We start from the raw sequence: 22,046 nt of genomic DNA, 5'->3' as shown, positions 1-22,046 counted from the left end.
ATGACGTCCGCATTGTTTATTCCGGAGTTGGGCCAGTTGGCGATGATCCTCGCCCTGTGCTTTGCCATCGTCCAGGCCGTGGTCCCGTTGCTGGGCGCCTGGCGCGGTGACCGCCTGTGGATGAGCCTGGCTCAGCCGGCCGCCTGGGGCCAGTTCGCCTTTCTGGTGTTCGCCTTCGGTTGCCTGACCTACGCCTTCATGACCGACGACTTTTCCGTCGCCTATGTCGCCAACAACTCCAACAGCGCCTTGCCCTGGTACTACAAGTTCAGTGCCGTGTGGGGTGCCCACGAAGGTTCGTTGCTGCTGTGGGCGTTGATCCTCGGCGGCTGGACCTTTGCTGTCTCGATCTTCTCCCGCCAACTGCCGCAAGTCATGCTGGCCCGGGTGCTGGCGGTGATGGGCATGATCAGCATCGGCTTCCTGCTGTTCCTGATCATGACTTCCAACCCGTTCACCCGCATCCTGCCGCAGATCCCGGTAGACGGTCACGACCTCAACCCGCTGCTGCAAGACATCGGCCTGATCGTGCACCCGCCGATGCTCTACATGGGGTATGTCGGTTTCTCGGTCGCCTTCGCCTTCGCCATCGCCGCCTTGCTCGGCGGGCGTCTCGATGCGGCCTGGGCGCGCTGGTCGCGGCCATGGACCATCGTCGCTTGGGCGTTCCTCGGCATCGGCATCACCCTGGGCTCTTGGTGGGCCTACTACGAACTCGGCTGGGGCGGCTGGTGGTTCTGGGACCCGGTGGAAAACGCCTCCTTCATGCCCTGGCTGGTGGGCACGGCGCTGATTCACTCGCTGGCAGTCACCGAAAAACGCGGCGTGTTCAAAAGCTGGACCGTGTTGCTGGCCATCGCCGCGTTTTCCCTGAGCCTGCTGGGTACGTTCCTGGTGCGTTCCGGTGTGCTGACATCGGTTCACGCGTTTGCCTCCGACCCGGAGCGCGGCGTGTTCATTCTGATCTTCCTGCTGTTCGTGGTTGGTGGCTCGCTGACCCTGTTTGCCCTGCGCGCGCCAGTGGTCAAAAGTCATGTGGGATTCAACCTCTGGTCCCGGGAAACCCTGCTGCTGGGCAATAACCTGGTGCTGGTGGTGGCGGCTTCGATGATCCTGCTCGGCACCCTGTACCCGCTGGTGCTGGATGCCCTGAGCGGCGCCAAACTGTCCGTCGGCCCGCCGTACTTCAACGCACTGTTTATCCCGTTGATGGCGCTGTTGATGGTGGTGATGGCGGTCGGCGTACTGGTGCGCTGGAAAGACACCCCGGTGAAATGGCTGGTGGGCATGCTCACCCCGGTACTGCTCGGCAGCGCCGCGCTGGCCGTGATCGCCGGTATAGCCTACGGCGACTTCAACTGGGCCGTGCTCGCCACCTTCATGCTGGCTGCCTGGGTATTGCTGGCCGGCGTACGTGACCTGATCGACAAGACCCGCCACAAAGGGTTGATCAAAGGCCTGCCGACCATGACCCGCAGCTATTGGGGCATGCAGGTCGCGCATATCGGCATCGCCGTGTGTGCGTTGGGCGTGGTGTTGTCCAGCCAGAACAGTGCCGAGCGCGACCTGCGCCTGGCGCCCGGCGAGTCCATGGACCTGGCCGGTTACCACTTCATTTTCGAAGGCGCCAAGCACTTCGAAGGCCCGAACTTCACCTCCGACAAAGGCACCGTACGTGTGGTGCGCAATGGCAAGGAAGTGGCGGTGTTGCACCCGGAAAAACGCCTGTACACGGTACAAAGCTCGATGATGACCGAAGCCGGGATCGACGCCGGTTTCACCCGCGACCTCTACGTCGCCCTGGGTGAACCGCTGGGCGATGGCGCCTGGGCCGTGCGGGTCCACGTCAAACCGTTTGTGCGCTGGATCTGGTTCGGCGGCCTGCTCACCGGGTTCGGTGGTTTGCTGGCAGCGATGGACCGGCGCTACCGGGTCAAGGTCAAGAGCCGGGTGCGTGAAGCCCTCGGTCTGCAAGGAGCGGCGGTATGAAGCGTTGGTTGATGGTGTTACCGCTGGCGGCGTTTCTGGTGGTGGCGGTGTTCCTGTATCGCGGGCTGTACCTGGACCCGGCCGAGCTGCCGTCGGCCATGATCGGCAAGCCATTCCCGGCGTTCTCGCTGCCGACGGTGCAGGGCGACAAAACCCTGACCCAGGCTGACTTGCTGGGCAAACCGGCACTGGTCAATGTGTGGGGCACCTGGTGCATTTCCTGCCGCGTGGAGCATCCGGTGCTGAACAAGCTGGCGGAGCAGGGCGTGGTGATCTACGGCATCAACTACAAGGACGACAATGCTGCCGCCCTGAAGTGGCTGGCAGAGTTCCACAACCCGTACCAGCTGGATATCCGCGACGAAGACGGCAACCTCGGCCTGAACCTCGGCGTCTACGGCGCCCCGGAAACCTTCTTCATCGACGCCAAGGGCGTGATCCGCGATAAGTACGTGGGCGTGATCGACGAAGTGGTGTGGCGCGAGCAACTGGCCGCCAAGTACCAGGCGCTGGTGGATGAGGCCAAGCCATGAAGCGTTGGTTAGCCGCCGCTGTGTTGGGCTTGAGCATGGCTGGCGTGGCCCACGCCGCCATCGACACCTACGAATTTGCCAAGGACGGTGACCGCGAGCGTTTTCGCGAACTGACCAAGGAACTGCGCTGCCCCAAGTGCCAGAATCAGGACATCGCCGACTCCAACGCACCGATCGCCGCCGACCTGCGCAAAGAGATTTTCCGCATGCTCGGCGAGGGCAAGGATAATCAGCAGATCATCGACTTCATGGTCGACCGCTACGGTGACTTCGTGCGCTACAAGCCAGCGCTCACCGGCAAGACTGCGCTGCTGTGGTTCGGCCCGGCCGGGTTGTTGCTCGCCGGTGTCGTGGTGATGGCGGTGATTGTGCGCCGCCGTCGTGTCGCCCCGGCCGATGGCTCGGACTCGCTTTCCGTCGATGAGCGTCAACGCCTCGACCAACTGCTGGACAAAAAAACTGATGATTGATTTCTGGCTCGCAGCCGGTCTGCTGCTTCTGATTGCCTTGAGTTTCCTGCTGATCCCGGTGTTACGCGGCCGCCGCGCCCAGCGTGAAGAGGATCGCACCGCGCTGAACGTGGCGCTGTATCAAGAACGTGTGGCGGAACTGCAAACCCAGCAGTCCGAAGGCGTGCTGGATGCGGCCCAACTGGACAGTGGCCGCGCTGAAGCAGCTCGCGAGTTGCTGGCGGATACCGAGGGCGTGGAAAAGCCCCGGGAATCACGCCTCGGCAAACCGTTGCCGTTGCTCGCGGCCTTTCTGGTGCCGGTGCTGGGCGTGGCGCTGTACCTGCATTACGGCGCCAGTGACAAGGTCGAACTGACCCGCGAATTCTCCCAGCCGCCGGTGTCCATGGAAGACATGACCCGCCGCCTGGAGCGCGCCGCTGCCGCCCAACCGGATTCGCCGGAAGGCCTGTACTTCCTCGGTCGTGCCTACATGGCCCAGGACCGTTCCGCCGATGCGGCCAAAGTCTTCGAGCGCACCGTGGCTTTGGCCGGTCGCCAGCCGGAGCTGCTCGGGCAGTGGGCCCAGGCCCAGTACTTTGCCGATAACAAACAGTGGTCGCCCAAGGTCCAGGCCCTGACCGACGAAGCACTGAAACTCGATCCGAAAGAGGTCACCAGCCTCGGCCTGCTGGGCATCGCCGCCTTTGAAGGCCAGCGTTACCAGGAAGCGATCGACTACTGGAACCGCCTGCTGGCGCAACTGCCGCCGGAAGACAACTCCCGTGTCGCACTGCAAGGCGGGATTGACCGGGCTGCCGAGAAGCTCAGAGAGAGCGGCGGTAGCGTGGCGCCCGTGAAGGCACAAAAGCAGATGCAAGTGCGTGTGGACCTGGCGGCGGACGTGAAGGCCAAGGCCTTACCGACCGACAGCGTGTTCATCTTCGCCCGTGCCGTCAAAGGCCCGCCGGCGCCATTGGCCGCCAAGCGCGTGACCGTCGCCGACCTGCCGATCACCGTCGAACTGGGCGATGCCGACGCGATGATGCCGCAGTTGAAACTGTCCAACTTTCCCGAAGTCCAACTGGTTGCGCGCATATCCCGGGCAGGTGTTCCGACAGCTGGCGAGTGGATCGGCCGCAGCCAACCCTTGGCCAGCAGCACCACTGCGCTGCAGCAGTTGACCATCGACAGTCCGGATAAATAATTCGAGGAAATGCCCATGACCGCTATCGCACGTATCACCCTGCTCAGCCTGGTATTGGGGTTGAGTGCTTGTGCGGTCCATCGGCCTCCGTCGCCTACCGGGCCGACCATTCCACCGACAGGGCCGTCGACCCAGCCGAGCACGCAGCCAGGCACCCAGCCTTCCGGCCCGGTGATCAAACCGTCGAAGCCGGTGCCTAGCTCCTCGCCGACCTTCGCACCTCCGCCAGGTGCTGCCAGCCACTGGGACGGGAAGATGCAGGTGTATGTGCTGGATGAACAGCCGGACACGTTCTACCGCCAGCGCACCTACTACCGCTGGAGCAACGGCTGGAGCCGCTCCATCAGCCCGAACGGGCCTTGGGAAGAGACCGACGTCCATGGCGTGCCGCCGGGGTTGAGCAAGCAGTACGCGCAATGAAAAAAGGCGACCTTCGGGTCGCCTTTTTTGTGAGCGTGAAATGCAATCAACTGTGGGAGCTGGCTTGCCTGCGATAGCGGTGTGTCAGGTTATGAAGTTGTGGCTGATACACCGCCATCGCGGGCAAGCCCGGCTCCCACAGGATTTCTACTGTTTTTGATATTCGGCCTGGCCTGCGCCACCGATCCAATGGATCACCCCGCTAATCACCCCCAGCATCACCCCAAACTCGACAATCCCCATCCAGCCCAACCGCGCCATCAACCAGCCGCTGACCGTCGCCCCCACCGCGCCGCCAAAAAACGTCGCCGTCATGTACAAACTGTTGATGCGGCCCTGGGCTTTCGGGTCCACCGCAAACGCCCGCGTCTGATTCGACACCAAGCCCGACTGCACCCCGATATCCAGCACGATCACCCCCAGCACCAGCAAAATGATCGAGGTTTCCGCCCCCGCCAGCAGCAGGAATGCCAAGGTGACAATACCAATACTCGCCCCAATCACCTTACGCGAACCCAGCCGGTCGGATGCCCGTCCACCGAGCGACGCCGCCAATGCACCTGCCGCCCCGATAATCCCGAAGCCACCGGCCCAGGCACTGCCCAACTGCCATGGCCCGTGGGCCAACAACGCCGCCAGATTCACCCAGAACGCATTGAAGCAAGCCCACAACAACGCCTGCACCATCATCGACTGGCGAATCGGGCTGTTGTCGCGCATCAGCGGCCACAGCGAAGCCAGCAGGCGAGGGTAGGACAGGTTGGTGCTGGGCACGCCCCGTGGCAGCAGCTTGGCGGCGGCGATCCACACCGGGATCATGAAGGCCGCTTCCATCGCGTACACCGCCCGCCAGCCATAAGCCTCACCGACCACGCCGGCGATAGTGCGCCCCAGCAGAATGCCCACCATGATCCCGCTGACCACCGTGCCTACATTGCGCCCGCGTTCGTGGGGCTGCGACATCACCGCCGCGAACGGCACCAGTTGCTGCGGTACACAGCTCACAATTCCCAAGCCAAATGACGCCGCAACCAGCGCCCAGATACCCGGTGAAAACGCCGCCGCCAGGGCGAAGCAGAACGCCAGCGCGATCTGCCCCAGTACCAGTTTGCGCCGGTCAAAGCGGTCGCCCATCGGCAACAGCAATGCCAGGCCGGTGGCAAACCCCAGCAGGGCGGAACCGGCCACCAGGTCCACGGTGGTCACGTCCACGCCCATGTCCGAGGCGATCAGTGGCAGGATCGGCTGGGTGCAGTAAATATTGGTGATCACCGCGCCGGCGATCACCGCCATCATGATGATCTTGCCGCGCGGCGCGACAGCAGGCGCTGCAGGACTTTGGTCAGTAATCGGTTGGCCACTCACGGCGCTCTCCTTCAATGCAGATCTCCGGGGGCGGAGATGAGTGGCCAACGTTACGCACTCGCGCTTGGCAGGATAATCCCCTAGGATTTGGAATCATCCTTCCAGAATTTGATAGGTTGCCATGAACCGTCTTGAATCCATGTCCATCTTCGTTGCCGTGGTTGATGCAGGCAGCCTGACGGCTGCGGCGCGGCGCCTCGACATGCCGCTGGCCAGCGTCAGCCGCAAGGTGGCCGAACTCGAGACGCACCTGAAAACCCGCCTGCTGCACCGCACCACGCGCCAGCTGTCGTTGACCGATGCCGGCGCCTCCTATCTCGCGGCATGCCGGCGCATTCTTGAAGACATCAGCGAGGCCGAGCGCGCGGCCACTGGCGAATACTCTCAGCCCCGGGGCGAATTGATGGTCACCGCCCCCGTGGTCTTCGGACGGCTGCACATCGTGCCGGTGGTGGCGGAATTTCTGGCGCAGTACCCGGAGATCGACATCAACCTGATCCTCACCGACCGCGTCGTGCACCTGATGGAAGAACACTGCGATGTGGCCGTGCGCATCGGTGAACTGCCCGACAGCTCGCTCAAGGCCATGCAGGTAGGCACGGTGCGGCGGGTGGTGTGCGCCAGCCCGGCATACCTGGCCGCTCGCGGTGTACCGGCCGAACCCCAGGACCTGGCGGCACATGACTGCATCACTTTCGAAGTGCTGGCATCCCAAGGGGCGTGGGGATTTGGCGCGGGCAAAACCGGGCTCTCGGTACCGGTGCATTCGCGGTTGTCGGTGAACACCGCAGAAGCAGCGATTGCAGCGGCGACGTTGGGGGTTGGGGTGATTCGGGTGCTGTCGTATCAAGTGGCGGATGCAGTGCGGGAAGAAGCGTTGGCGGTGGTGCTTGAGGCGTTCGAGTCGGCGCCGCTGCCCATCAGTTTGGTGCACAAAGGCCAGTCGCCGTTGCCGCTGAAGCTGCGGGCGTTTCTGGATTTTGTGATGCCGCGATTGCGCGCCCGCACGGCCCAATAACACCGACGAATTTGAACCTGATGAAAATCAAAATGTGGGAGCTGGCTTGCCTGCGATAGCGGTGTATCAGGTTTTGAAACTGTTGCTGATACACCGCTATCGCGGGCAAGCCCGGCTCCCACATTGGATTTACGTTGCCAGTTAGATCTCGGCAAGGCGCGACTTTAGAAACTCCAGGGCATCTTTAAACACCTGATGCCACTCTTCTGACGACTCGCTCGCCAGCGGGTGCCAGAAGAACTGGAACTCGTGGCCGCCATCATCCTCTGCAAAATGGGTCCAGGTATCTGGCAGGTCTTCAGGGATCAGGCATTGATGAAAGGCCCATGTATGCCCCGTGGACGCTGAGTGCCAAGTGCCCAGGTTACGTATCACCTTGCCGGTTATCCCGGCTTCTTCCTGTAATTCCCGAATCGCAGCTGCGTCGGTGCTTTCGCCAGGCTCCACGCTGCCCTTGACCAGTTGAAGGCCGGCCAGTGGGTGTTTGAAGGCGAGGATTTCCAGCGATTGGCGGGTTCGCAGAACGACCGGACATGCCTTGTCTTTTCCCATCACGTTGCCCTCTTGCACATATTGACGACCAGCTATTGCACCACAGCCCGGCACATTTCCACTGCCGGGCGAAGACCTTTCATTAGATCGTTCCCACGCTCTGCGTGGGAATGCATCCCGTGACGCTCCGCGTCACCACTGCGCAAGACTTCAACCTTCCATCCCCAGCTGGACGCAGAGCGTCCGAGACGGCATTCCCACGCAGAGCTTGGGAACGATCAAAGTCCTACAGCTACTTCCAACCTTTCATCAAACCTTCATCAAACGGTTTTACTCCAGTCATGTGCAAGTCATAGGGCTGACACAGCCCGCGCCTACTGTCGTTTGAACTCAAACGCAGCCACGGATGGCTGTTCAACCAGACAGAGAAGCCCATGACTCCAGCTATCCATGTCGATCATCTGAACAAGACCTTTGCGAAAAAATCCGCATTGATCGACCTCGAGCTTACCGTTGCCACCGGTGAGATGGTCGCGCTGATTGGCGCTTCCGGCTCCGGCAAATCCACTTTGCTGCGCCACCTCGCGGGCCTGGCCTGTTGCGACAAGAGCAACGGCGGCAGCGTCAAGGTGCTGGGCCGGGAAGTGCAGGCCAGCGGGCGGTTGAATGGCAAGGTGCGGCGCCTGCGCGCCGACATCGGCTACATCTTCCAGCAGTTCAACCTGGTCAACCGCCTGAGCGTGCTCGACAACGTGCTGCTCGGTTGCCTGGGCCGCATGCCGCGCTGGCGTGGCAACCTCGGGTTGTTCAACGCCGAGGAAAAACAGTTCGCCATGGAATCCCTGGCCCGCGTCGGCTTGGCGGATCTGGCCAGCCAACGCGCCTCTACCTTGTCCGGTGGCCAGCAGCAGCGCGTAGCCATTGCCCGGGCTTTGACGCAACGCGCCGAAGTGATCCTCGCCGATGAACCCATCGCCTCCCTGGACCCGGAGTCGGCGCGCAAGGTCATGGAGATCCTCGCCGACATCAACGGCCGCGACGGCAAGACCGTGGTGGTCACCCTGCACCAGGTCGATTACGCCATGCGTTATTGCCCCCGAGCCGTGGCGCTCAAGGGTGGGCGGATTCACTTCGATGGGCAGGCCAGCGACCTGAGCAGCCAGTTCCTCAATGATTTGTACGGTGCCGATGTCGACACCAGCCTGATGTTTTCCGACCAGACCCGCACACCCGTCGTCCCCGCACGGTTGGCCCTGGCCCGCGCTTGAAACCTTACTAACGACCCACAGGAATCCTCTCCATGTTGAACCGTATCGGTCATGTGTTTCTGTCCGCCGTGCTGTTAGCCAGCGTGGCCATGGGCAATGCCCAGGCCGCCGACAAGGCGATCAATTTCGGCATCATGTCCACCGAGTCTTCGCAGAACCTCAAGAGCATCTGGCAGCCCTTTCTGGATGACATGCACAAGAAGACCGGCCTGACCATCAACGCCACCTTCGCCTCCGACTACGCCGGCCTGATCCAAGGCATGCGTTTCAACAAGGTCGACGTGGCCTGGCTGGGCAACAAGGCCGCGATGGAAGCGGTGGACCGTTCCAACGGCGAAATCTTCGCCCAGACCGCCGCCGCCAACGGGGCTGCCGGGTACTGGAGCGTGCTGATCGTGCGCAAGGACAGCCCGATCAACAACGTCGATGACATGCTCAAGAACGCCAAGAACCTGACCTTCGGCAACGGTGACCCGAACTCCACCTCGGGCTACCTGGTACCCGGCTACTACGTGTTCGCCAAGAACCACGTCGACGCCGCCACCGCCTTCAAGCGCACTCTCAACTCCAGCCATGAAGTCAACGCACTGAGCGTGGCCAAAGGGCAGTTGGACGTCGCCACCTTCAACACCGAAAGCTGGGACCGCCTGGAAGTCACCCAGCCGGACAAGGCCGCGATGCTCAAGGTGATCTGGAAGTCGCCGCTGATCCCGGCCGACCCGATGGTGTGGAGCAAGGCCCTGAGCGACAGCGAGAAGACCAAGATCCGCGACTTCTTCGCCAACTACGGTGACACCGACGAAGAGAAGGCCGTGCTGAAGAACATGCAACTGGGCAAGTTCCTCAAGTCCAGCGACGACCAGCTGTTGCCGATCCGCCAACTGGAGCTGTTCAAGCAGCGCACCACCATCAGCGCCGACGACAAGCTGGAAGCGGCTGACAAGGCCAAGAAGCTGGCGGATATCGACGCCGACCTCGCCAAGCTGCAACAGCGCATCACCGAACTGGACAAAAAGACCGCAGCCAACGGCTAACCCCCTGTAGGCGCGGGCTTGTGTGGGAGCCGGGCTTGCCCGCGATGCAGGCAACTCGGTCTGACAGTAAAACCGGGTCGATCCTATCGCGGGCAAGCCCGGCTCCCACATAAGCCTTGCCCATACACTTATTGAGAGTGACCCATGACTACCTTGCATGCTGAAGCAGTGGGCAAAAGGACTTGGCCGCAATACCTGGGCTGGGGCCTGTTCCTGATCCTGCTGGCCTGGGCCTGGCACGGCGCCGAGATGAACCCGCTGGCGCTGTACCGCGACTCCGGAAACATGGCGACCTTCGCCGCCGACTTCTTCCCGCCGGACTTCCACGAATGGCGCTCCTACCTCAAGGAAATGATCGTCACCGTGCAAATCGCCCTCTGGGGCACGGTACTGGCGATTGTCTGCTCGGTGCCACTGGGCATTCTGTGCGCCGACAACATCACGCCGTGGTGGATTCACCAACCACTGCGCCGGGTGATGGATGCTTTCCGTTCGATCAACGAAATGGTGTTCGCCATGTTGTTCGTGGTCGCGGTGGGCCTCGGTCCTTTCGCGGGTGTCCTGGCCTTGTGGATCAGCACCACCGGCGTCCTCGCCAAGCTGTTTGCCGAAGCCGTCGAAGCCATCGACCCGGGCCCCGTTGAAGGTGTGCGAGCCACCGGCGCGAGTGCCTTGCAGGAAGTGATCTACGGCGTGATCCCGCAAGTGATGCCGCTGTGGGTGTCCTACGCGCTCTACCGCTTCGAGGCCAACGTACGCTCGGCGACGGTGGTGGGGATGGTCGGTGCCGGCGGGATCGGCGTGATCCTCTGGGAAAACATCCGCGCCTTCCAGTTCGTGCAGACCTGCGCGGTGCTGCTGGTGATCATCGTGGTGGTGAGCTGTATCGACGTGCTGTCCCAACGCCTGCGCAAGCAGTTCATCTGACGTCGGAGGGGTGCCCGAGGGCGCTTTTTTTAAGCATGCAGTTGTCTAGACAAGATGAGCCGGTGTACCGCGAACTCGCCGACATCCTGCGCCGCGAACTGAGCAGCTACCAGGCCGGTGAGTTCCTGCCGGGCGAGGTGCAGTTGGCTGAGCGTTTTGGTGTCAATCGCCACACCCTGCGCCGCGCCATCGATGAACTGGTTTTCGAAGGCAGCCTGTTGCGCCGCCAGGGCAAGGGCACCCAAGTGCTGGACCGCCCGCTGATTTACCCGATGGGGGCCGAGACCTCCTACAGCCAGTCGTTGTCGGCCCAAGGCGTGGGCGTGGAAGCGATGCTGCTCAAACGTCGCTACTGCTTCGCCAGCCGCGAAGAGGCGCAGCAATTGGGCATCGCCGAGATGGCGCCAATGATCGAGCTGCAGACCCTGCGCAAGCTCGACCACCAGCCGGTCAGCCTGATCCGTCATCGTTACTGCGCCAGCCATGCGCCGCTGCTGGCGGACTACAACGGCGGCTCGCTACGCCACTACCTGCGTGAGCGCGACCTGCCGTTGACCCGCACCCAGAGCCTGATCGGCGCGCGTTTGCCCAACCGCGACGAAGCCGCACTGCTGATGATGCCCCGGCACTTGCCGGCGCTGACCGTATTCACCCTTTCCCGCGATCGCGACGGCCGCCCGGTGGAGCTGGCGCAGTCCACCAGCCGTTCGGATCGCTTCCAGTACCAAGTGGTGACCTGATGGAGACCCCGATGAACCTGTCCCCGCGTCAACACTGGATCGGCGTGCTCGCCCGCGCCTTTCGCAGTGAATTGCTGCCCCATGAAGACGCCCTGCGCGACGTGGATTACCAACTGATCCGCGCCCCGGAAATCGGCATGACCCTGGTGCGCGGCCGCATGGGCGGCAATGGCGCGCCGTTCAACCTCGGCGAAATGAGCGTGACCCGCTGCGTGGTGCGCCTGGCAGACGGGCGCACCGGCTACAGCTACCTGGCCGGGCGCGACAAGGTCCATGCCGAACTGGCGGCCCTGGCGGATGCGCATTTGCAGGGCGCGCACCCGAGCCCCTGGCTCAGCGACCTGATCGGCTCACTGGCCAACGCCCAGGCCGAACGCCGGGCGCACAAAGAGGCCGACACCGCCGCCACCAAGGTCGAGTTCTTCACCCTGGTTCGAGGAGAAAACTGATGAATGCCCAACGCTTGCAACCGGCCTTTGTTGACCCGGTGCTGGACGCCCAGCGCGGTTTTCGCGGGGCCCTCAAGGCCCTCGCCGAGCCCGGCCTGATCCAATCCTTGCCCGCGGCCCCCAGCCTTGAAGGCCTGGCCCCCGCTACATACGCGCTGTGCCTGGCGCTGCTGGATATGGACACGCCGCTGTGGCTGGCGCCGTGCTTCGACACACCGCTGATTCGCGCCAACCTGGCGTTCCACTGCGGCTGCCCGCTGACCGCCAACCGTGAAGAGGCCGCGTTCGCCTTGCTCGGTGAACAGGACTTGCTCGACCTCAGCGGCTTCGACCACGGCAATGACCGCTACCCCGATCAGTCCTGCACCTTGCTGGTCCAGTTGACCGACCTGGAAGCCGGTCGCGCCTTGAACTGGCGCGGTCCGGGGATCAAGACCCAGCGTCAGGTCAACCTGCCGGTGCCCCAGGCGTTCTGGCTGGAGCGTCAACGCCGCGAGACGTTTCCCCGTGGCCTGGACGTGTTGTTCGCCGCCGGCCACCACCTGATCGGCCTGCCACGCAGCACCCGAATTACACAGGAGCATGCCTGATGTACGTAGCCGTCAAGGGTGGCGAACAGGCCATCGACAATGCCCACCGCCTGCTGGCGAAAAAACGCCGGGGCGATACCTCCATTCCGGAACTGAGCGTGGAGCAGATCCGCGAGCAACTGCCTTTGGCGGTGGCGCGAGTGATGAGCGAAGGCTCGCTGTACGACACAGAGCTGGCTGCGCTGGCAATCAAGCAAGCGGCGGGGGATCTGGTGGAAGCGATCTTCCTGCTGCGGGCCTACCGCACCACGTTGCCGCGCTTTAACCCGAGCCTGCCGATTGATACCGCGCAGATGTCCCTGAGCCGGCGTTTGTCGGCGACTTTCAAGGACGTGCCGGGTGGGCAACTGCTGGGCCCGACCTTCGACTACACCCACCGCCTGTTGGACTTCGCACTGCTGGCCGAAGGTGAATACCCTGGCCCGCAAACCACGCCGGATGCTGCCCTTGAACCATGCCCTCGGGTACTCGGCTTGCTGGCCAAGGAAGGGCTGATCAAGAACGAATCCGACGACACCGGCAGCGTCGCCGACATCACCCGCGACCCGCTGGAATACCCGGCCAACCGCGCCCAGCGTCTGCAAGCCCTGGCTCGTGGCGATGAAGGTTTTCTGCTGGCACTGGGTTACTCGACCCAGCGCGGCTACGGCCGCAACCACCCGTTTGCCGGTGAGATTCGTATCGGCGATGTGGAGGTGTGGATCGACCCGGAAGAGTTGGGTTTCCCGGTCTGCCTGGGCAGCATCGAAGTCACCGAGTGCGAGATGGTCAACCAGTTCGTCGGCTCGGCCACCGAGCTGGCGCAGTTCACCCGGGGCTACGGCCTGGCATTCGGGCATGCCGAGCGCAAGGCGATGGGCATGGCGCTGGTGGACCGCTCGCTGCGGGCCAATGAGTTCAACGAAGAGATCGTCTCGCCGGCCCAGCAGGAGGAATTCGTGCTGTCCCACTGCGACAACGTCGAGGCGGCGGGCTTTGTTTCCCACCTCAAATTGCCTCACTACGTGGACTTCCAGTCCGAACTGGAACTGATCCGCAAACTGCGCCAACCGGCCGAGGGCACGCGCCATGAATGACCTGACCCAAACACCTGCCCGTGACCCGGCGTACAACTTCGCCTACCTCGACGAGCAGACCAAACGCATGATCCGCCGCGCCTTGCTCAAGGCCGTGGCGATCCCCGGTTACCAGGTACCGTTCGGCGGTCGCGAGATGCCGCTGCCTTACGGTTGGGGCACCGGCGGCATGCAACTGACCGCCGCGATTCTGGGGGCCGATGACGTGCTCAAGGTCATCGACCAAGGCGCCGACGACACCACCAACGCCGTGTCGATCCGGCGCTTTTTCGCGCGCACCGCCGGCGTCGCCACCACTGAAAGCACCCCGGACGCCACGGTGATCCAGACCCGCCACCGCATCCCGGAAACCCCGCTGCACGCCGACCAGATCATGGTCTACCAGGTGCCGATCCCGGAGCCGCTGCGCTTTATCGAACCGTCGGAAACCGAGACCCGCACCATGCACGCCCTGAATGACTACGGGGTGATGCACGTAAAACTCTACGAAGACATCGCCACCTTTGGCCATATCGCCACCAGCTACGCCTACCCGGTGATGGTGGATGAGCGGTACGTGATGGACCCGTCGCCGATCCCGAAATTCGACAACCCGAAACTCGACATGAGCCCGGCGCTGATGCTGTTCGGTGCCGGTCGCGAAAAGCGTCTGTACGCGGTGCCGCCGTACACCCAGGTCACTAGCTTGGACTTTGAAGACCATCCGTTCGAAGTGCAGAAGTGGGAACACAACTGCGCCATCTGCGGCAGCCATGAATCGTTCCTCGATGAGCTGATTCTCGACGACGCCGGTACCCAGAGTTTTGTGTGTTCCGACACCTGGTATTGCGCCCAACGGGTCAAGGAGAACAACCAGTGAGCCAGCCTCTTTTGCAAGTGCGTGATCTGTCGTTGTTATACGGCGAAGAGAAGGGCTGCCAGGACGTCAGCTTCGATTTGTACCCTGGCGAAGTGCTGGGGATTGTTGGCGAATCCGGCTCGGGCAAGTCCACTTTGCTCTCGTTGCTCAGCGGACGTTTGCCGCCGCAGGCCGGGAACATCGGCTATCGCGGCAAGGGCGGCGAATGGCTGGATTTGTACAGCGCCAGCGAAGCCGAACGCCGCACCTTGCTGCGCACCGAGTGGGGCTTTGTCGAGCAAAACCCACGGGACGGTTTGCGCATGGGCGTGTCGGCCGGCGCCAACATCGGCGAGCGCTTGATGGCTCAAGGCGTGCGCAACTATGAGCAACTGCGCGGCGCCGGCCTCGACTGGCTCGGCCAGGTGGAAATCGACCCGCAGCGCATTGATGACTTGCCCCGGACCTTCTCCGGCGGCATGCAACAGCGCCTGCAAATCGCTCGCAACCTGGTCTCCAGCCCGCGCCTTGTGTTTATGGACGAACCCACCGGCGGCCTTGACGTATCGGTACAGGCGCGCTTGCTCGACCTGCTGCGCGGCCTCGTTCGCGAGCTGGATCTGGCGGTGGTGATCGTGACCCACGACCTCGCCGTGGCGCGCCTGCTGGCCGATCGCCTGATGGTGATGCGCCGCTCCCGGGTGGTGGAAACCGGGCTGACGGATCAGATCCTCGACGATCCACAGCACCCTTACTCTCAACTGCTGGTGTCTTCGGTATTGCAGCCATGATGAATGCCTTGATCGAGGTCCGTGACCTCTCGAAAACCTTCACCTTGCACCAGCAGAACGGCGTAGTGCTGAACGTGCTGCGCGGGGTGGAGTTCAGCGTGAAAGGCGGTGAATGCCTGGTGCTGCATGGCCAGTCCGGCGCCGGTAAAAGTACGTTGCTGCGCACCTTGTACGGCAACTATTTACCGGCAGGCGGCAGCATTCGTGTGCAGCACCTCGGCGAATGGCTGGAGCTGGTCGGTGCCGAGCCTCGGGAGGTGTTGCAAGTGCGCCAGCAGACCCTGGGCTACGTCAGCCAGTTTCTGCGGGTGATCCCGCGCGTGGCCTGCCTGGATGTGGTGATGGAGCCCGCCCTGGCCCGTGGCTGGTCGAAGGCCAATGCACAGTCGCGCGCCGAGCATCTGCTGACCCGCCTGAACATTCCCCAGCGCCTATGGCAGTTGGCACCCGGCACGTTCTCCGGCGGCGAGCAGCAGCGGGTCAACATCGCCCGTGGCTTCATGGTGGACTGGCCGGTGATGCTGCTGGACGAACCCACCGCGTCCCTCGACGACAGCAACCGACAGGTGGTGCTGGAACTGATGAACGAAGCCAAGGCCGGCGGTGCCGCACTGATCGGCATCTTCCACGACCGCGCCGCCCGTGAAGCGGTGGCCGACCGCCATTTCGACATGACTCCCGCGCCCGTTGCCCAAGAGGAATACGCCCATGCCCGCTGAACAGATCCTCAGTAATGCCCGGCTGGTGACGGCTGATCGCATGTTCCTTGGCAGCGTAGTGCTGCGGGACGGACTGATCGCCGACATCGCCGAAGGCCGCAGCCAGTTGCCCCAGGCCCAGGACCTCGACGGTGATTTCCTGCTGCCGGGGCTGGTGGAACTGCACACCGACAACCTGGAAAAACACATGACCCCGCGCCCCGGCGTGGACTGGCCGTCGACCTCGGCGGTGCTCAGCCATGACGCGCAAATCATCGCGGCCGGCATCACCACGGTATTCGACGCGGTGTCCATCGGCGACGTGAACCCCAAGGGCAACCGCATGCAAAAACTGCCGGCGATGCTCAATGCCATCGCCTCGGCAGAAAGCGCCGGCCTGACCCGCGCCGAACACCGTCTGCACCTGCGCTGCGAGCTGTGCCACCCCGACACCTTGAGCGTGTTTCGTGACCTGGTGGAAAACCCGCTGGTGCAGTTGGTGTCGGTGATGGACCACTCGCCGGGCCAGCGCCAGTTCGTGCTCGAATCCAAGTACCGTGAGTACTACATGGGCAAGTACCACCTGAACGACGAGACCATGGACGCGTTCATCAAGCTGCAAATGGCCAACTCGAAGGAATACAGCGACCGCTACCGCGCCGCGATCGTCGAGCATTGCCTGGCGCGCGGCTTGTCCGTGGCCAGCCATGACGATGCAACGCTGGCTCACGTCGAGGAGTCGGCACGCTACGGGATGACCATCGCCGAATTCCCCACCACCCTGGAAGCGGCCCGTGGCTGCCAGGAACTGAACATGAAAGTTCTGATGGGCGCGCCGAACGTGGTGCGTGGCGGGTCCCACTCGGGTAATGTGGCCGCCGCCGGCCTGGCTGCCGAAGGATTGCTGGATATACTTTCCAGTGACTACTACCCGGCCAGCCTGCTGCAAGCGGCGTTCGTGCTGGCCGATCAACAGGACGGTGGCGACCTATCCCGGGCGGTCAAGATGATCAGCCTGGCACCCGCACACGCGGCGGGCCTGAGTGATCGCGGCGAAATCGCTATCGGTCTGCGGGCCGACCTGGTGCAAGCCAAAAAAAGCCGCGACGGACTGCCAGTGGTCCAACAAGTCTGGCGACAAGCGAAGAGGGTGTTTTGATGGCAGGCAGGTTGATCTATCTCATCGGACCATCGGGTTCGGGCAAGGACAGCCTGCTGGATGCCGCACGCCCGCGTTTGGCCGAGCGTGGCTGCCGCATTGTGCGGCGGGTCATCACCCGCTCGGCGGAAGCGGTGGGCGAAGCGGCGCAGGGTGTGAGCCCGGAGCAGTTTGCCGCGATGGAAGCCGAGGGCGCGTTTGCCCTCAGTTGGCACGCCAACGGCTTGTCCTACGGCATCCCCCGGGAAATCGACGGGTGGCTGGCGGCGGGAGATGACGTGCTGGTCAACGGCTCTCGCGGCCACCTGGCGCAAACCCGCTTGCGTTACCCGAACCTGCTGGTGGTATTGCTGACGGTGGATCAAGGCGTTTTGCGCCAGCGTTTGCTGGCGCGGGGCCGCGAATCCGTGGCGGAGATTGATCAGCGGCTGGCACGCAATGCGCGATTCGCCGAAGGCTTGAGCTCGGCACCGGATGTTTTCCTGCTCGACAACTCCGGCCAACTGGAACACACGGTCGAGCGCCTGCTGGGCTGCCTCGACGGGCAACCGGCATGCGCCTGACTCTGCTGGGCACCGGCGATGCGCGGCAAGTCCCGGTGTATGGCTGTGAGTGCGCGGCCTGTGATTTGGCCCGCCGTGACGAGAGCCTGCGGCGTCGCCCATGCAGCGCGTTGATTGAGTGCGGCGACCAGCGCTGGTTGATCGACAGCGGGTTGCCCGACCTCACCGAACGCTTCCCGCCCCGCAGTTTCAACGGGATTCTCCAGACCCACTACCACGCCGATCACGCCCAAGGCCTGCTGCATTTGCGTTGGGGGCAAGGGCTGGTGATTCCGGTGCATGGTCCGGTGGATCCGGAAGGGTTGTCCGACCTGTACAAGCACCCCGGCATCCTCGATTTCAGCCAGCCGTTTGCCGAGTTTGAAACCCGCCGGTTGGGTGAGCTGAGCGTCACTGCGCTGCCGTTGGTGCACTCCAAACCCACCTTGGGTTATCTGCTGGAAGGCGAGGGGAGGCGCATCGCCTACCTCACCGACACCGTTGGCCTGCCACCGGCTACCCGCGACTGGCTGCAGCGTGAACCGCTGGATGTACTGGTGCTGGACTGCTCCATGCCGCCGCAACCCCAGGCTCCGCGTAATCACAATGACCTGACGTTGGCGTTGCAGTGCATTGATGAGGTGAAGGCCGAGTTGGGTGTGCTGACCCATGTGGGGCACACGCTGGATGCGTGGTTGTTGCAGCATCGGCGGGAGTTGCCGCGCCATGTGACGGTAGGCTGGGATGGGCGGGTGGTTTAGCGGCTGAACACGCCCTCCACGTACTCGATAAACGCCCGGGCCTTGGCACCTGCCATCCGGCCTGTCGGCGTTACCGCCCACAAGTCCCGGGGCGGTAGTTCCCAGTCAGTCAGCACCGCCTTGACCTCGCCACTGGCGATCTCCGGGGCGAACATCCATTCCGCGGTCATGGCCACCCCATGGTGGGCGAGGACGCCTGCGCGTATGCCCTCGGATGACGTAACACGCAGGCGTCCGTCGGCGACGATGGGGTATTGATGAGCACCTTGGCTGAAGGGCCAGCAGGTGCTTTCGCTCAAGCTATAGATCACCGCCTGGTGGTGCAGCAGATCTGCCGGGGTGTGGGGCTCGCCGTAACGTTCGAAGTAGGCCGGGGTGCCGAACACCCGGCTGGGGCTTTGGCCGATCTTGCGGGCAGTGAGGCCGGAGTCACTCAGGTTGCCGATGCGCAGGGCGACGTCGATACCTTCTTCCACCAGGTTGAGGAGGCGGTCGTCGAGTACCACGTCCACATTCAAACCGGGGTGCTGCTCAAGGAACGGGCCCAGGTTGGGAATGATGTGCAAGCGGGACAAGGTCACGCCGGCGCTGATACGCAAGTTGCCCGACAGGCCGTTGCCGGCGCCCCGGGCGGCGTCGTCGGCACCGTTGGCTTCGTCGACCGCGCGTTTGGCCTTTTCAAAAAATACCAGCCCGGCCTCGGTGGGCGTCAGGCCCCGGGTGGAGCGCATCAGCAAGCTGACCGCCAACCGGGCTTCCAGTTGCGCTATGCCTTTGGAAACGGCGGGCTGGCCGACTCCCATACGTTTTGCGGCAGCGGAAAACGAGCCGGTCTCGACGACGTGGACGAAGGTTTCCATGGCAGTGAGGCGGTCCATCGGGTGTCCTTGTGGCGTGGCGTTTCGGGAATCATGGGGCCTTTAGGAAAAGCGTGGAAGTCAATTCGGGGGCATAGAATTTATTCCTTAAGGGAATAGATTCGTTGTTTTTCCAACATCCGGTAAAACAGCCGCCAGTCAGCCTGATGAATTCTGTGCTTGAGTAAAGATAACTCTGGAGTTACCTTTATTCGAGCCAGAGCAAGGAGGCTGTGGTGCAAAGCAGGCTATTGATCAAAGAGCTGCAAGAGGCAGGTTGGGTGCTGGATCGGGTGACGGGCAGCCATCATCTTTTCACCCACCGCTATAACCCGTACACGATACCGGTGCCCCATCCCAAGAAGGATCTGCCCATGGGCACCGTGCGAAGTATCAGGAAACGTGCCGGGCTGTTTTCGTTTTAGGACGGTTTAAGGAGATTTTCCATGCAATACCCAATCTGTATCGAATGGGGCGATGACTTTGTCGCCACCGGTATCCAGATCCCCGACATTCCAGGTGCGGTGACCGCCGGGGACAGTTTTGAAGAGGCTTACAACGCGGCGGTTGAAGTGGCGCACATCATGCTGCAAGAGATCGCCGCAGAAGGCCGGGTGATTCCGATGCCAACGTCGGTGGCCGCCCATCACGATAATGAGGATTACGCCGGCATGGGCTGGGGAATGTTGGAGCTCGACATCTCGCCGTATCTGGGCAAGACCGAGAAGGTCAACGTGACCTTGCCCGGCTATGTGATCCAGCGTATCGACCGTTATGTGCGGGAGCACAAAGTGAAAAGCCGCTCGTCATTTCTGGCCGATGCGGCTTTGGAGAAATTGGTGCGGTTGTAACTAGGCAGTCGCTACCGCGCCTTGCCGCGATGCACTCAGGAAACGCAACAACGCCACTAGCGGGAAGGCGCTGCCCACCAGCATCACCCCCAGCCAGCCGCCATGTTCGTACACGCTGCTGGCAATCGCCGAGCCGAAGGCGCCGCCGATGAAGATGCTGGTCATGTACAGCGCGTTCAGGCGGCTGCGGCTGTTGGCGTCGAGGGCGTAAATGGCGCGTTGGCCGAGGACCATGTTCATCTGCACGCAGAAGTCCAGGACCACGCCGGTCACCGCCAGGCCAATCACGCTGTACAGCGGGTGCACGAAGGCCGGCAGGAAACTCAGCGCAGCAAACACCATCGCCAGCAGTGAGGCGCGGTGAGTGTGGCCGGCATCCGCCAGGCGCCCGGCGATGGGGGCGGCGATGGCGCCCAGGGCACCGACCAGGGCAAACAGGGCAATCTGGCTTTGGCTCAGGCCATGGTTGCGGGACAGTTCAAGCGGGGCGGCGGTCCAGAACAGGCTGAAGGTGGCGAACATGCAGCCCTGGTAAAACGCCCGCTGGCGCAGCACCGGCTGGCGGCGCAGCAAGGTGCCCAGGGAGCCCAGCAACTGGCCATAGCTGGCGGCGTGATCCGGCTGACGCTTGGGGATGGTCAGCATCAGCACCACGCTGATAAACGCCATCAGGGCTGCGGCGGCCATGAACATGGCGCGCCAGCCGAAGTGGTCGGCCACCACGCTGGACACCGGCCGGGCCAGCAGGATGCCCAGCAGCAAGCCGCCCATGATGCTGCCGACCACCCGGCCACGGGATTCGGCCGGCGCCAGGTGCGCCGCCAGCGGAATCAGGATTTGTACCGACACCGAACTGAAGCCGATCAGCAGCGACACCAGCAGGAACAGGTTCGGCTGTTCGGTGAACGCCGCACCCAGCAGGCTGGCGATGGCCACCACGGTGGTGATGATCATCAGCCGGCGGTTTTCCAGCAAGTCGCCCAGCGGCACCAGGAAGAACAGGCCCAGGGCATAGCCGATCTGGGTCAGGGACACGATCAGACTGGCCATGGCCGGCGTGAGGCCGATGTCCGGGGCGATCAGTTCGATGATCGGTTGCGCGTAGTAGATGTTGGCGACGATGGCGCCGCAACAGAACGCAAACAGCATCACCATGCCTCGGGTCATGGTGTTTGTAGCGTGGGGCGTAGCGTTCATGGTGTTCTCATAAAAGCGAAGGAAAGAGGCGAGCGAGAATAATGATTGAGCCGGAGCGGGAGTAGCCCGTCTGCGGTGATAACACTCATGCCGGGAATTAATGACTGAAACGTTAACTTTCGGGCTGAAGGTCGATGATACATTCAGTCACAACTGCATAAACAGGAAATCGACTGCCATGAAGACGACATTCAACAAGATGCTCCTGGCCTCAAGTCTGGCCGCGCTGATGACCGTGGGCGTTGCCCAGGCCGCGGATGCCCCGCGTGTCGGCGTACGGGGTGCGATTACCGCGATGGACGGCGACGCGATGCACGTCAAGGTCAACAGCGGTGAAGACGTCACCGTGCACCTGACCAAGGACACGCTGGTGCGTGCAGTCACCTTGGCCAAGATCGAAGACATCAAGCCTGGCAGTTATATCGGCTCGGCGGCCATGCCTAACGCGGATGGCACCCTGACGGCGTTGGAAGTGCATGTGTTCCCACCGGCCATGGCGGGTACCGGCGACGGGCATCGGGCGTTCGACCTGAAGGAAGGCAGCAGCATGACCAACGGTACCGTGGGTGACCTGGTGGTGAGCAAGGGCCGGACGTTGACCGTCAAGTACAAGGGCGGCGAGCAAAAGATCGTGGTGCCGGATGATGTGCCGATCGTCAACCTGGAACCGGGTGATCGCAGCTTGCTGAAGCCGGGGGTGAAAGTGGTGATGTTTGCGGCGAAGGGTGAGGATGGGAGCGTGACGGCCCAGGCGATTTCTGCGGGTAAGGATGGCGTGACGCCGCCGATGTAACG

General features: G+C 62.9%; 26 protein-coding genes. 22 read left to right on the top strand and 4 right to left on the bottom strand.

Annotation, left to right across the window (positions count from 1 at the left end; all coding sequences use genetic code 11):
• The 5 genes from K0H47_RS04225 to K0H47_RS04205 are packed head-to-tail and all read left to right on the top strand — an operon-like array spanning nt 1 to nt 4,598.
• Nucleotides 1-1,989: a heme lyase CcmF/NrfE family subunit gene (locus K0H47_RS04225; protein WP_017477482.1), complete on the top strand. Its 1,989-nt coding sequence runs from the start codon at nt 1-3 to the stop codon at nt 1,987-1,989.
• Complete coding sequence (locus tag K0H47_RS04220) at nt 1,986-2,522, top strand: DsbE family thiol:disulfide interchange protein (protein ID WP_063028134.1); 537 nt, start codon at nt 1,986-1,988, stop codon at nt 2,520-2,522. The genes K0H47_RS04225 and K0H47_RS04220 overlap by 4 nt, the downstream gene beginning before the upstream one ends.
• A complete protein-coding gene (locus K0H47_RS04215; RefSeq protein ID WP_177025422.1) occupies nt 2,519-2,992 on the top strand; it encodes a cytochrome c-type biogenesis protein in 474 nt (157 codons plus the stop codon). The genes K0H47_RS04220 and K0H47_RS04215 overlap by 4 nt, the downstream gene beginning before the upstream one ends.
• Nucleotides 2,985-4,178, top strand: a complete 1,194-nt coding sequence (gene ccmI / locus K0H47_RS04210) for a c-type cytochrome biogenesis protein CcmI (protein WP_219272038.1) — start codon at nt 2,985-2,987, stop codon at nt 4,176-4,178. The genes K0H47_RS04215 and ccmI overlap by 8 nt, the downstream gene beginning before the upstream one ends.
• Nucleotides 4,179-4,193: 15 nt before the next feature.
• On the top strand, nt 4,194-4,598 hold the full coding sequence (locus tag K0H47_RS04205) for a hypothetical protein (RefSeq protein ID WP_003210627.1): 405 nt from the start codon (nt 4,194-4,196) through the stop codon (nt 4,596-4,598).
• Nucleotides 4,599-4,745: 147 nt separating this feature from the next.
• Here the strand turns inward: K0H47_RS04205 and K0H47_RS04200 are convergent, their stop codons facing one another.
• Nucleotides 4,746-5,978, bottom strand: coding sequence for an MFS transporter (locus tag K0H47_RS04200; protein WP_219272036.1), 1,233 nt, complete (start codon nt 5,976-5,978; stop codon nt 4,746-4,748).
• A 106-nt stretch (nt 5,979-6,084) separates the two neighbouring features.
• Here K0H47_RS04200 and K0H47_RS04195 point away from each other — a divergent pair, with 106 nt between their 5' ends.
• Nucleotides 6,085-6,981, top strand: a complete 897-nt coding sequence (locus K0H47_RS04195) for a LysR family transcriptional regulator (RefSeq protein WP_219272035.1) — start codon at nt 6,085-6,087, stop codon at nt 6,979-6,981.
• 141 nt (nt 6,982-7,122) lie between these two features.
• Here K0H47_RS04195 and K0H47_RS04190 read toward each other — a convergent pair whose 3' ends face one another.
• The gene (locus tag K0H47_RS04190; RefSeq protein WP_063028142.1) at nt 7,123-7,533 is read right to left on the bottom strand and encodes an NUDIX domain-containing protein; all 411 of its coding nucleotides are present in this window, start codon (nt 7,531-7,533) and stop codon (nt 7,123-7,125) included.
• Between the two features lie 374 nt (nt 7,534-7,907).
• Here K0H47_RS04190 and phnC point away from each other — a divergent pair, with 374 nt between their 5' ends.
• The 13 genes from phnC (at nt 7,908) to phnP (ending at nt 18,346) form a co-directional block, all read left to right on the top strand.
• On the top strand, nt 7,908-8,741 hold the full coding sequence (phnC, locus tag K0H47_RS04185) for a phosphonate ABC transporter ATP-binding protein (protein WP_219272034.1): 834 nt from the start codon (nt 7,908-7,910) through the stop codon (nt 8,739-8,741).
• 32 nt (nt 8,742-8,773) lie between these two features.
• Nucleotides 8,774-9,775: a phosphonate ABC transporter substrate-binding protein gene (gene phnD, locus K0H47_RS04180; RefSeq protein WP_063028145.1), complete on the top strand. Its 1,002-nt coding sequence runs from the start codon at nt 8,774-8,776 to the stop codon at nt 9,773-9,775.
• A 144-nt stretch (nt 9,776-9,919) separates the two neighbouring features.
• The gene (gene phnE, locus K0H47_RS04175) at nt 9,920-10,702 is read left to right on the top strand and encodes a phosphonate ABC transporter, permease protein PhnE (protein WP_003210621.1); all 783 of its coding nucleotides are present in this window, start codon (nt 9,920-9,922) and stop codon (nt 10,700-10,702) included.
• A 35-nt stretch (nt 10,703-10,737) separates the two neighbouring features.
• Nucleotides 10,738-11,442 carry a phosphonate metabolism transcriptional regulator PhnF gene (gene phnF, locus K0H47_RS04170; protein WP_177025426.1) on the top strand — a complete coding sequence of 235 codons (705 nt, stop codon included), beginning with the start codon at nt 10,738-10,740 and terminating at the stop codon, nt 11,440-11,442.
• A gap of 11 nt (nt 11,443-11,453) precedes the next feature.
• Nucleotides 11,454-11,891, top strand: coding sequence for a phosphonate C-P lyase system protein PhnG (phnG, locus tag K0H47_RS04165; RefSeq protein WP_017477491.1), 438 nt, complete (start codon nt 11,454-11,456; stop codon nt 11,889-11,891).
• Nucleotides 11,891-12,481 (top strand): phosphonate C-P lyase system protein PhnH, encoded by a 591-nt coding sequence (phnH, locus tag K0H47_RS04160; RefSeq protein WP_093207538.1) that lies wholly within the window; start codon nt 11,891-11,893, stop codon nt 12,479-12,481. Before phnG ends, phnH begins: the two co-directional genes overlap by 1 nt.
• Nucleotides 12,481-13,557: a carbon-phosphorus lyase complex subunit PhnI gene (locus tag K0H47_RS04155; RefSeq protein ID WP_093207541.1), complete on the top strand. Its 1,077-nt coding sequence runs from the start codon at nt 12,481-12,483 to the stop codon at nt 13,555-13,557. The genes phnH and K0H47_RS04155 overlap by 1 nt, the downstream gene beginning before the upstream one ends.
• Complete coding sequence (locus K0H47_RS04150; protein ID WP_063028151.1) at nt 13,550-14,416, top strand: alpha-D-ribose 1-methylphosphonate 5-phosphate C-P-lyase PhnJ; 867 nt, start codon at nt 13,550-13,552, stop codon at nt 14,414-14,416. Before K0H47_RS04155 ends, K0H47_RS04150 begins: the two co-directional genes overlap by 8 nt.
• A complete protein-coding gene (gene phnK, locus K0H47_RS04145) occupies nt 14,377-15,186 on the top strand; it encodes a phosphonate C-P lyase system protein PhnK (RefSeq protein WP_108083535.1) in 810 nt (269 codons plus the stop codon). The genes K0H47_RS04150 and phnK overlap by 40 nt, the downstream gene beginning before the upstream one ends.
• Complete coding sequence (gene phnL / locus K0H47_RS04140; RefSeq protein WP_063028155.1) at nt 15,186-15,905, top strand: phosphonate C-P lyase system protein PhnL; 720 nt, start codon at nt 15,186-15,188, stop codon at nt 15,903-15,905. The genes phnK and phnL overlap by 1 nt, the downstream gene beginning before the upstream one ends.
• A complete protein-coding gene (locus K0H47_RS04135) occupies nt 15,895-17,043 on the top strand; it encodes an alpha-D-ribose 1-methylphosphonate 5-triphosphate diphosphatase (RefSeq protein ID WP_063028157.1) in 1,149 nt (382 codons plus the stop codon). Before phnL ends, K0H47_RS04135 begins: the two co-directional genes overlap by 11 nt.
• On the top strand, nt 17,043-17,606 hold the full coding sequence (phnN, locus tag K0H47_RS04130; RefSeq protein WP_177025429.1) for a phosphonate metabolism protein/1,5-bisphosphokinase (PRPP-forming) PhnN: 564 nt from the start codon (nt 17,043-17,045) through the stop codon (nt 17,604-17,606). The genes K0H47_RS04135 and phnN overlap by 1 nt, the downstream gene beginning before the upstream one ends.
• The gene (phnP, locus tag K0H47_RS04125) at nt 17,597-18,346 is read left to right on the top strand and encodes a phosphonate metabolism protein PhnP (protein WP_063028162.1); all 750 of its coding nucleotides are present in this window, start codon (nt 17,597-17,599) and stop codon (nt 18,344-18,346) included. Before phnN ends, phnP begins: the two co-directional genes overlap by 10 nt.
• Here phnP and K0H47_RS04120 read toward each other — a convergent pair.
• Entirely contained in the window at nt 18,343-19,224 is an 882-nt protein-coding gene (locus K0H47_RS04120) for a LysR family transcriptional regulator (RefSeq protein ID WP_063028164.1), read from the bottom strand. The genes phnP and K0H47_RS04120 overlap by 4 nt on opposite strands.
• A 215-nt stretch (nt 19,225-19,439) precedes the next feature.
• Here K0H47_RS04120 and K0H47_RS04115 point away from each other — a divergent pair, with 215 nt between their 5' ends.
• A complete protein-coding gene (locus tag K0H47_RS04115; protein ID WP_026077965.1) occupies nt 19,440-19,628 on the top strand; it encodes a type II toxin-antitoxin system HicA family toxin in 189 nt (62 codons plus the stop codon).
• 21 nt (nt 19,629-19,649) lie between these two features.
• Nucleotides 19,650-20,054 carry a type II toxin-antitoxin system HicB family antitoxin gene (locus K0H47_RS04110; RefSeq protein WP_017477502.1) on the top strand — a complete coding sequence of 135 codons (405 nt, stop codon included), beginning with the start codon at nt 19,650-19,652 and terminating at the stop codon, nt 20,052-20,054.
• On the opposite strand, the gene K0H47_RS04105 is transcribed toward K0H47_RS04110, so the two are convergent.
• Nucleotides 20,055-21,251 (bottom strand): MFS transporter, encoded by a 1,197-nt coding sequence (locus tag K0H47_RS04105; protein ID WP_081253098.1) that lies wholly within the window; start codon nt 21,249-21,251, stop codon nt 20,055-20,057. It abuts the gene before it with no gap.
• A 178-nt stretch (nt 21,252-21,429) separates the two neighbouring features.
• Here K0H47_RS04105 and K0H47_RS04100 point away from each other — a divergent pair, with 178 nt between their 5' ends.
• A complete protein-coding gene (locus K0H47_RS04100) occupies nt 21,430-22,044 on the top strand; it encodes a DUF5666 domain-containing protein (protein WP_017477504.1) in 615 nt (204 codons plus the stop codon).
• The last annotated feature ends 2 nt before the right edge of the window (nt 22,045-22,046 follow it).

Origin of the sequence: Pseudomonas sp. Xaverov 83 (assembly GCF_019352905.1) — a bacterium.
Lineage (GTDB): Bacteria > Pseudomonadota > Gammaproteobacteria > Pseudomonadales > Pseudomonadaceae > Aquipseudomonas > Aquipseudomonas yamanorum.
Note: the sequence above shows the minus strand (reverse complement) of the source record. Positions and strands in the feature narration are given on the sequence as shown.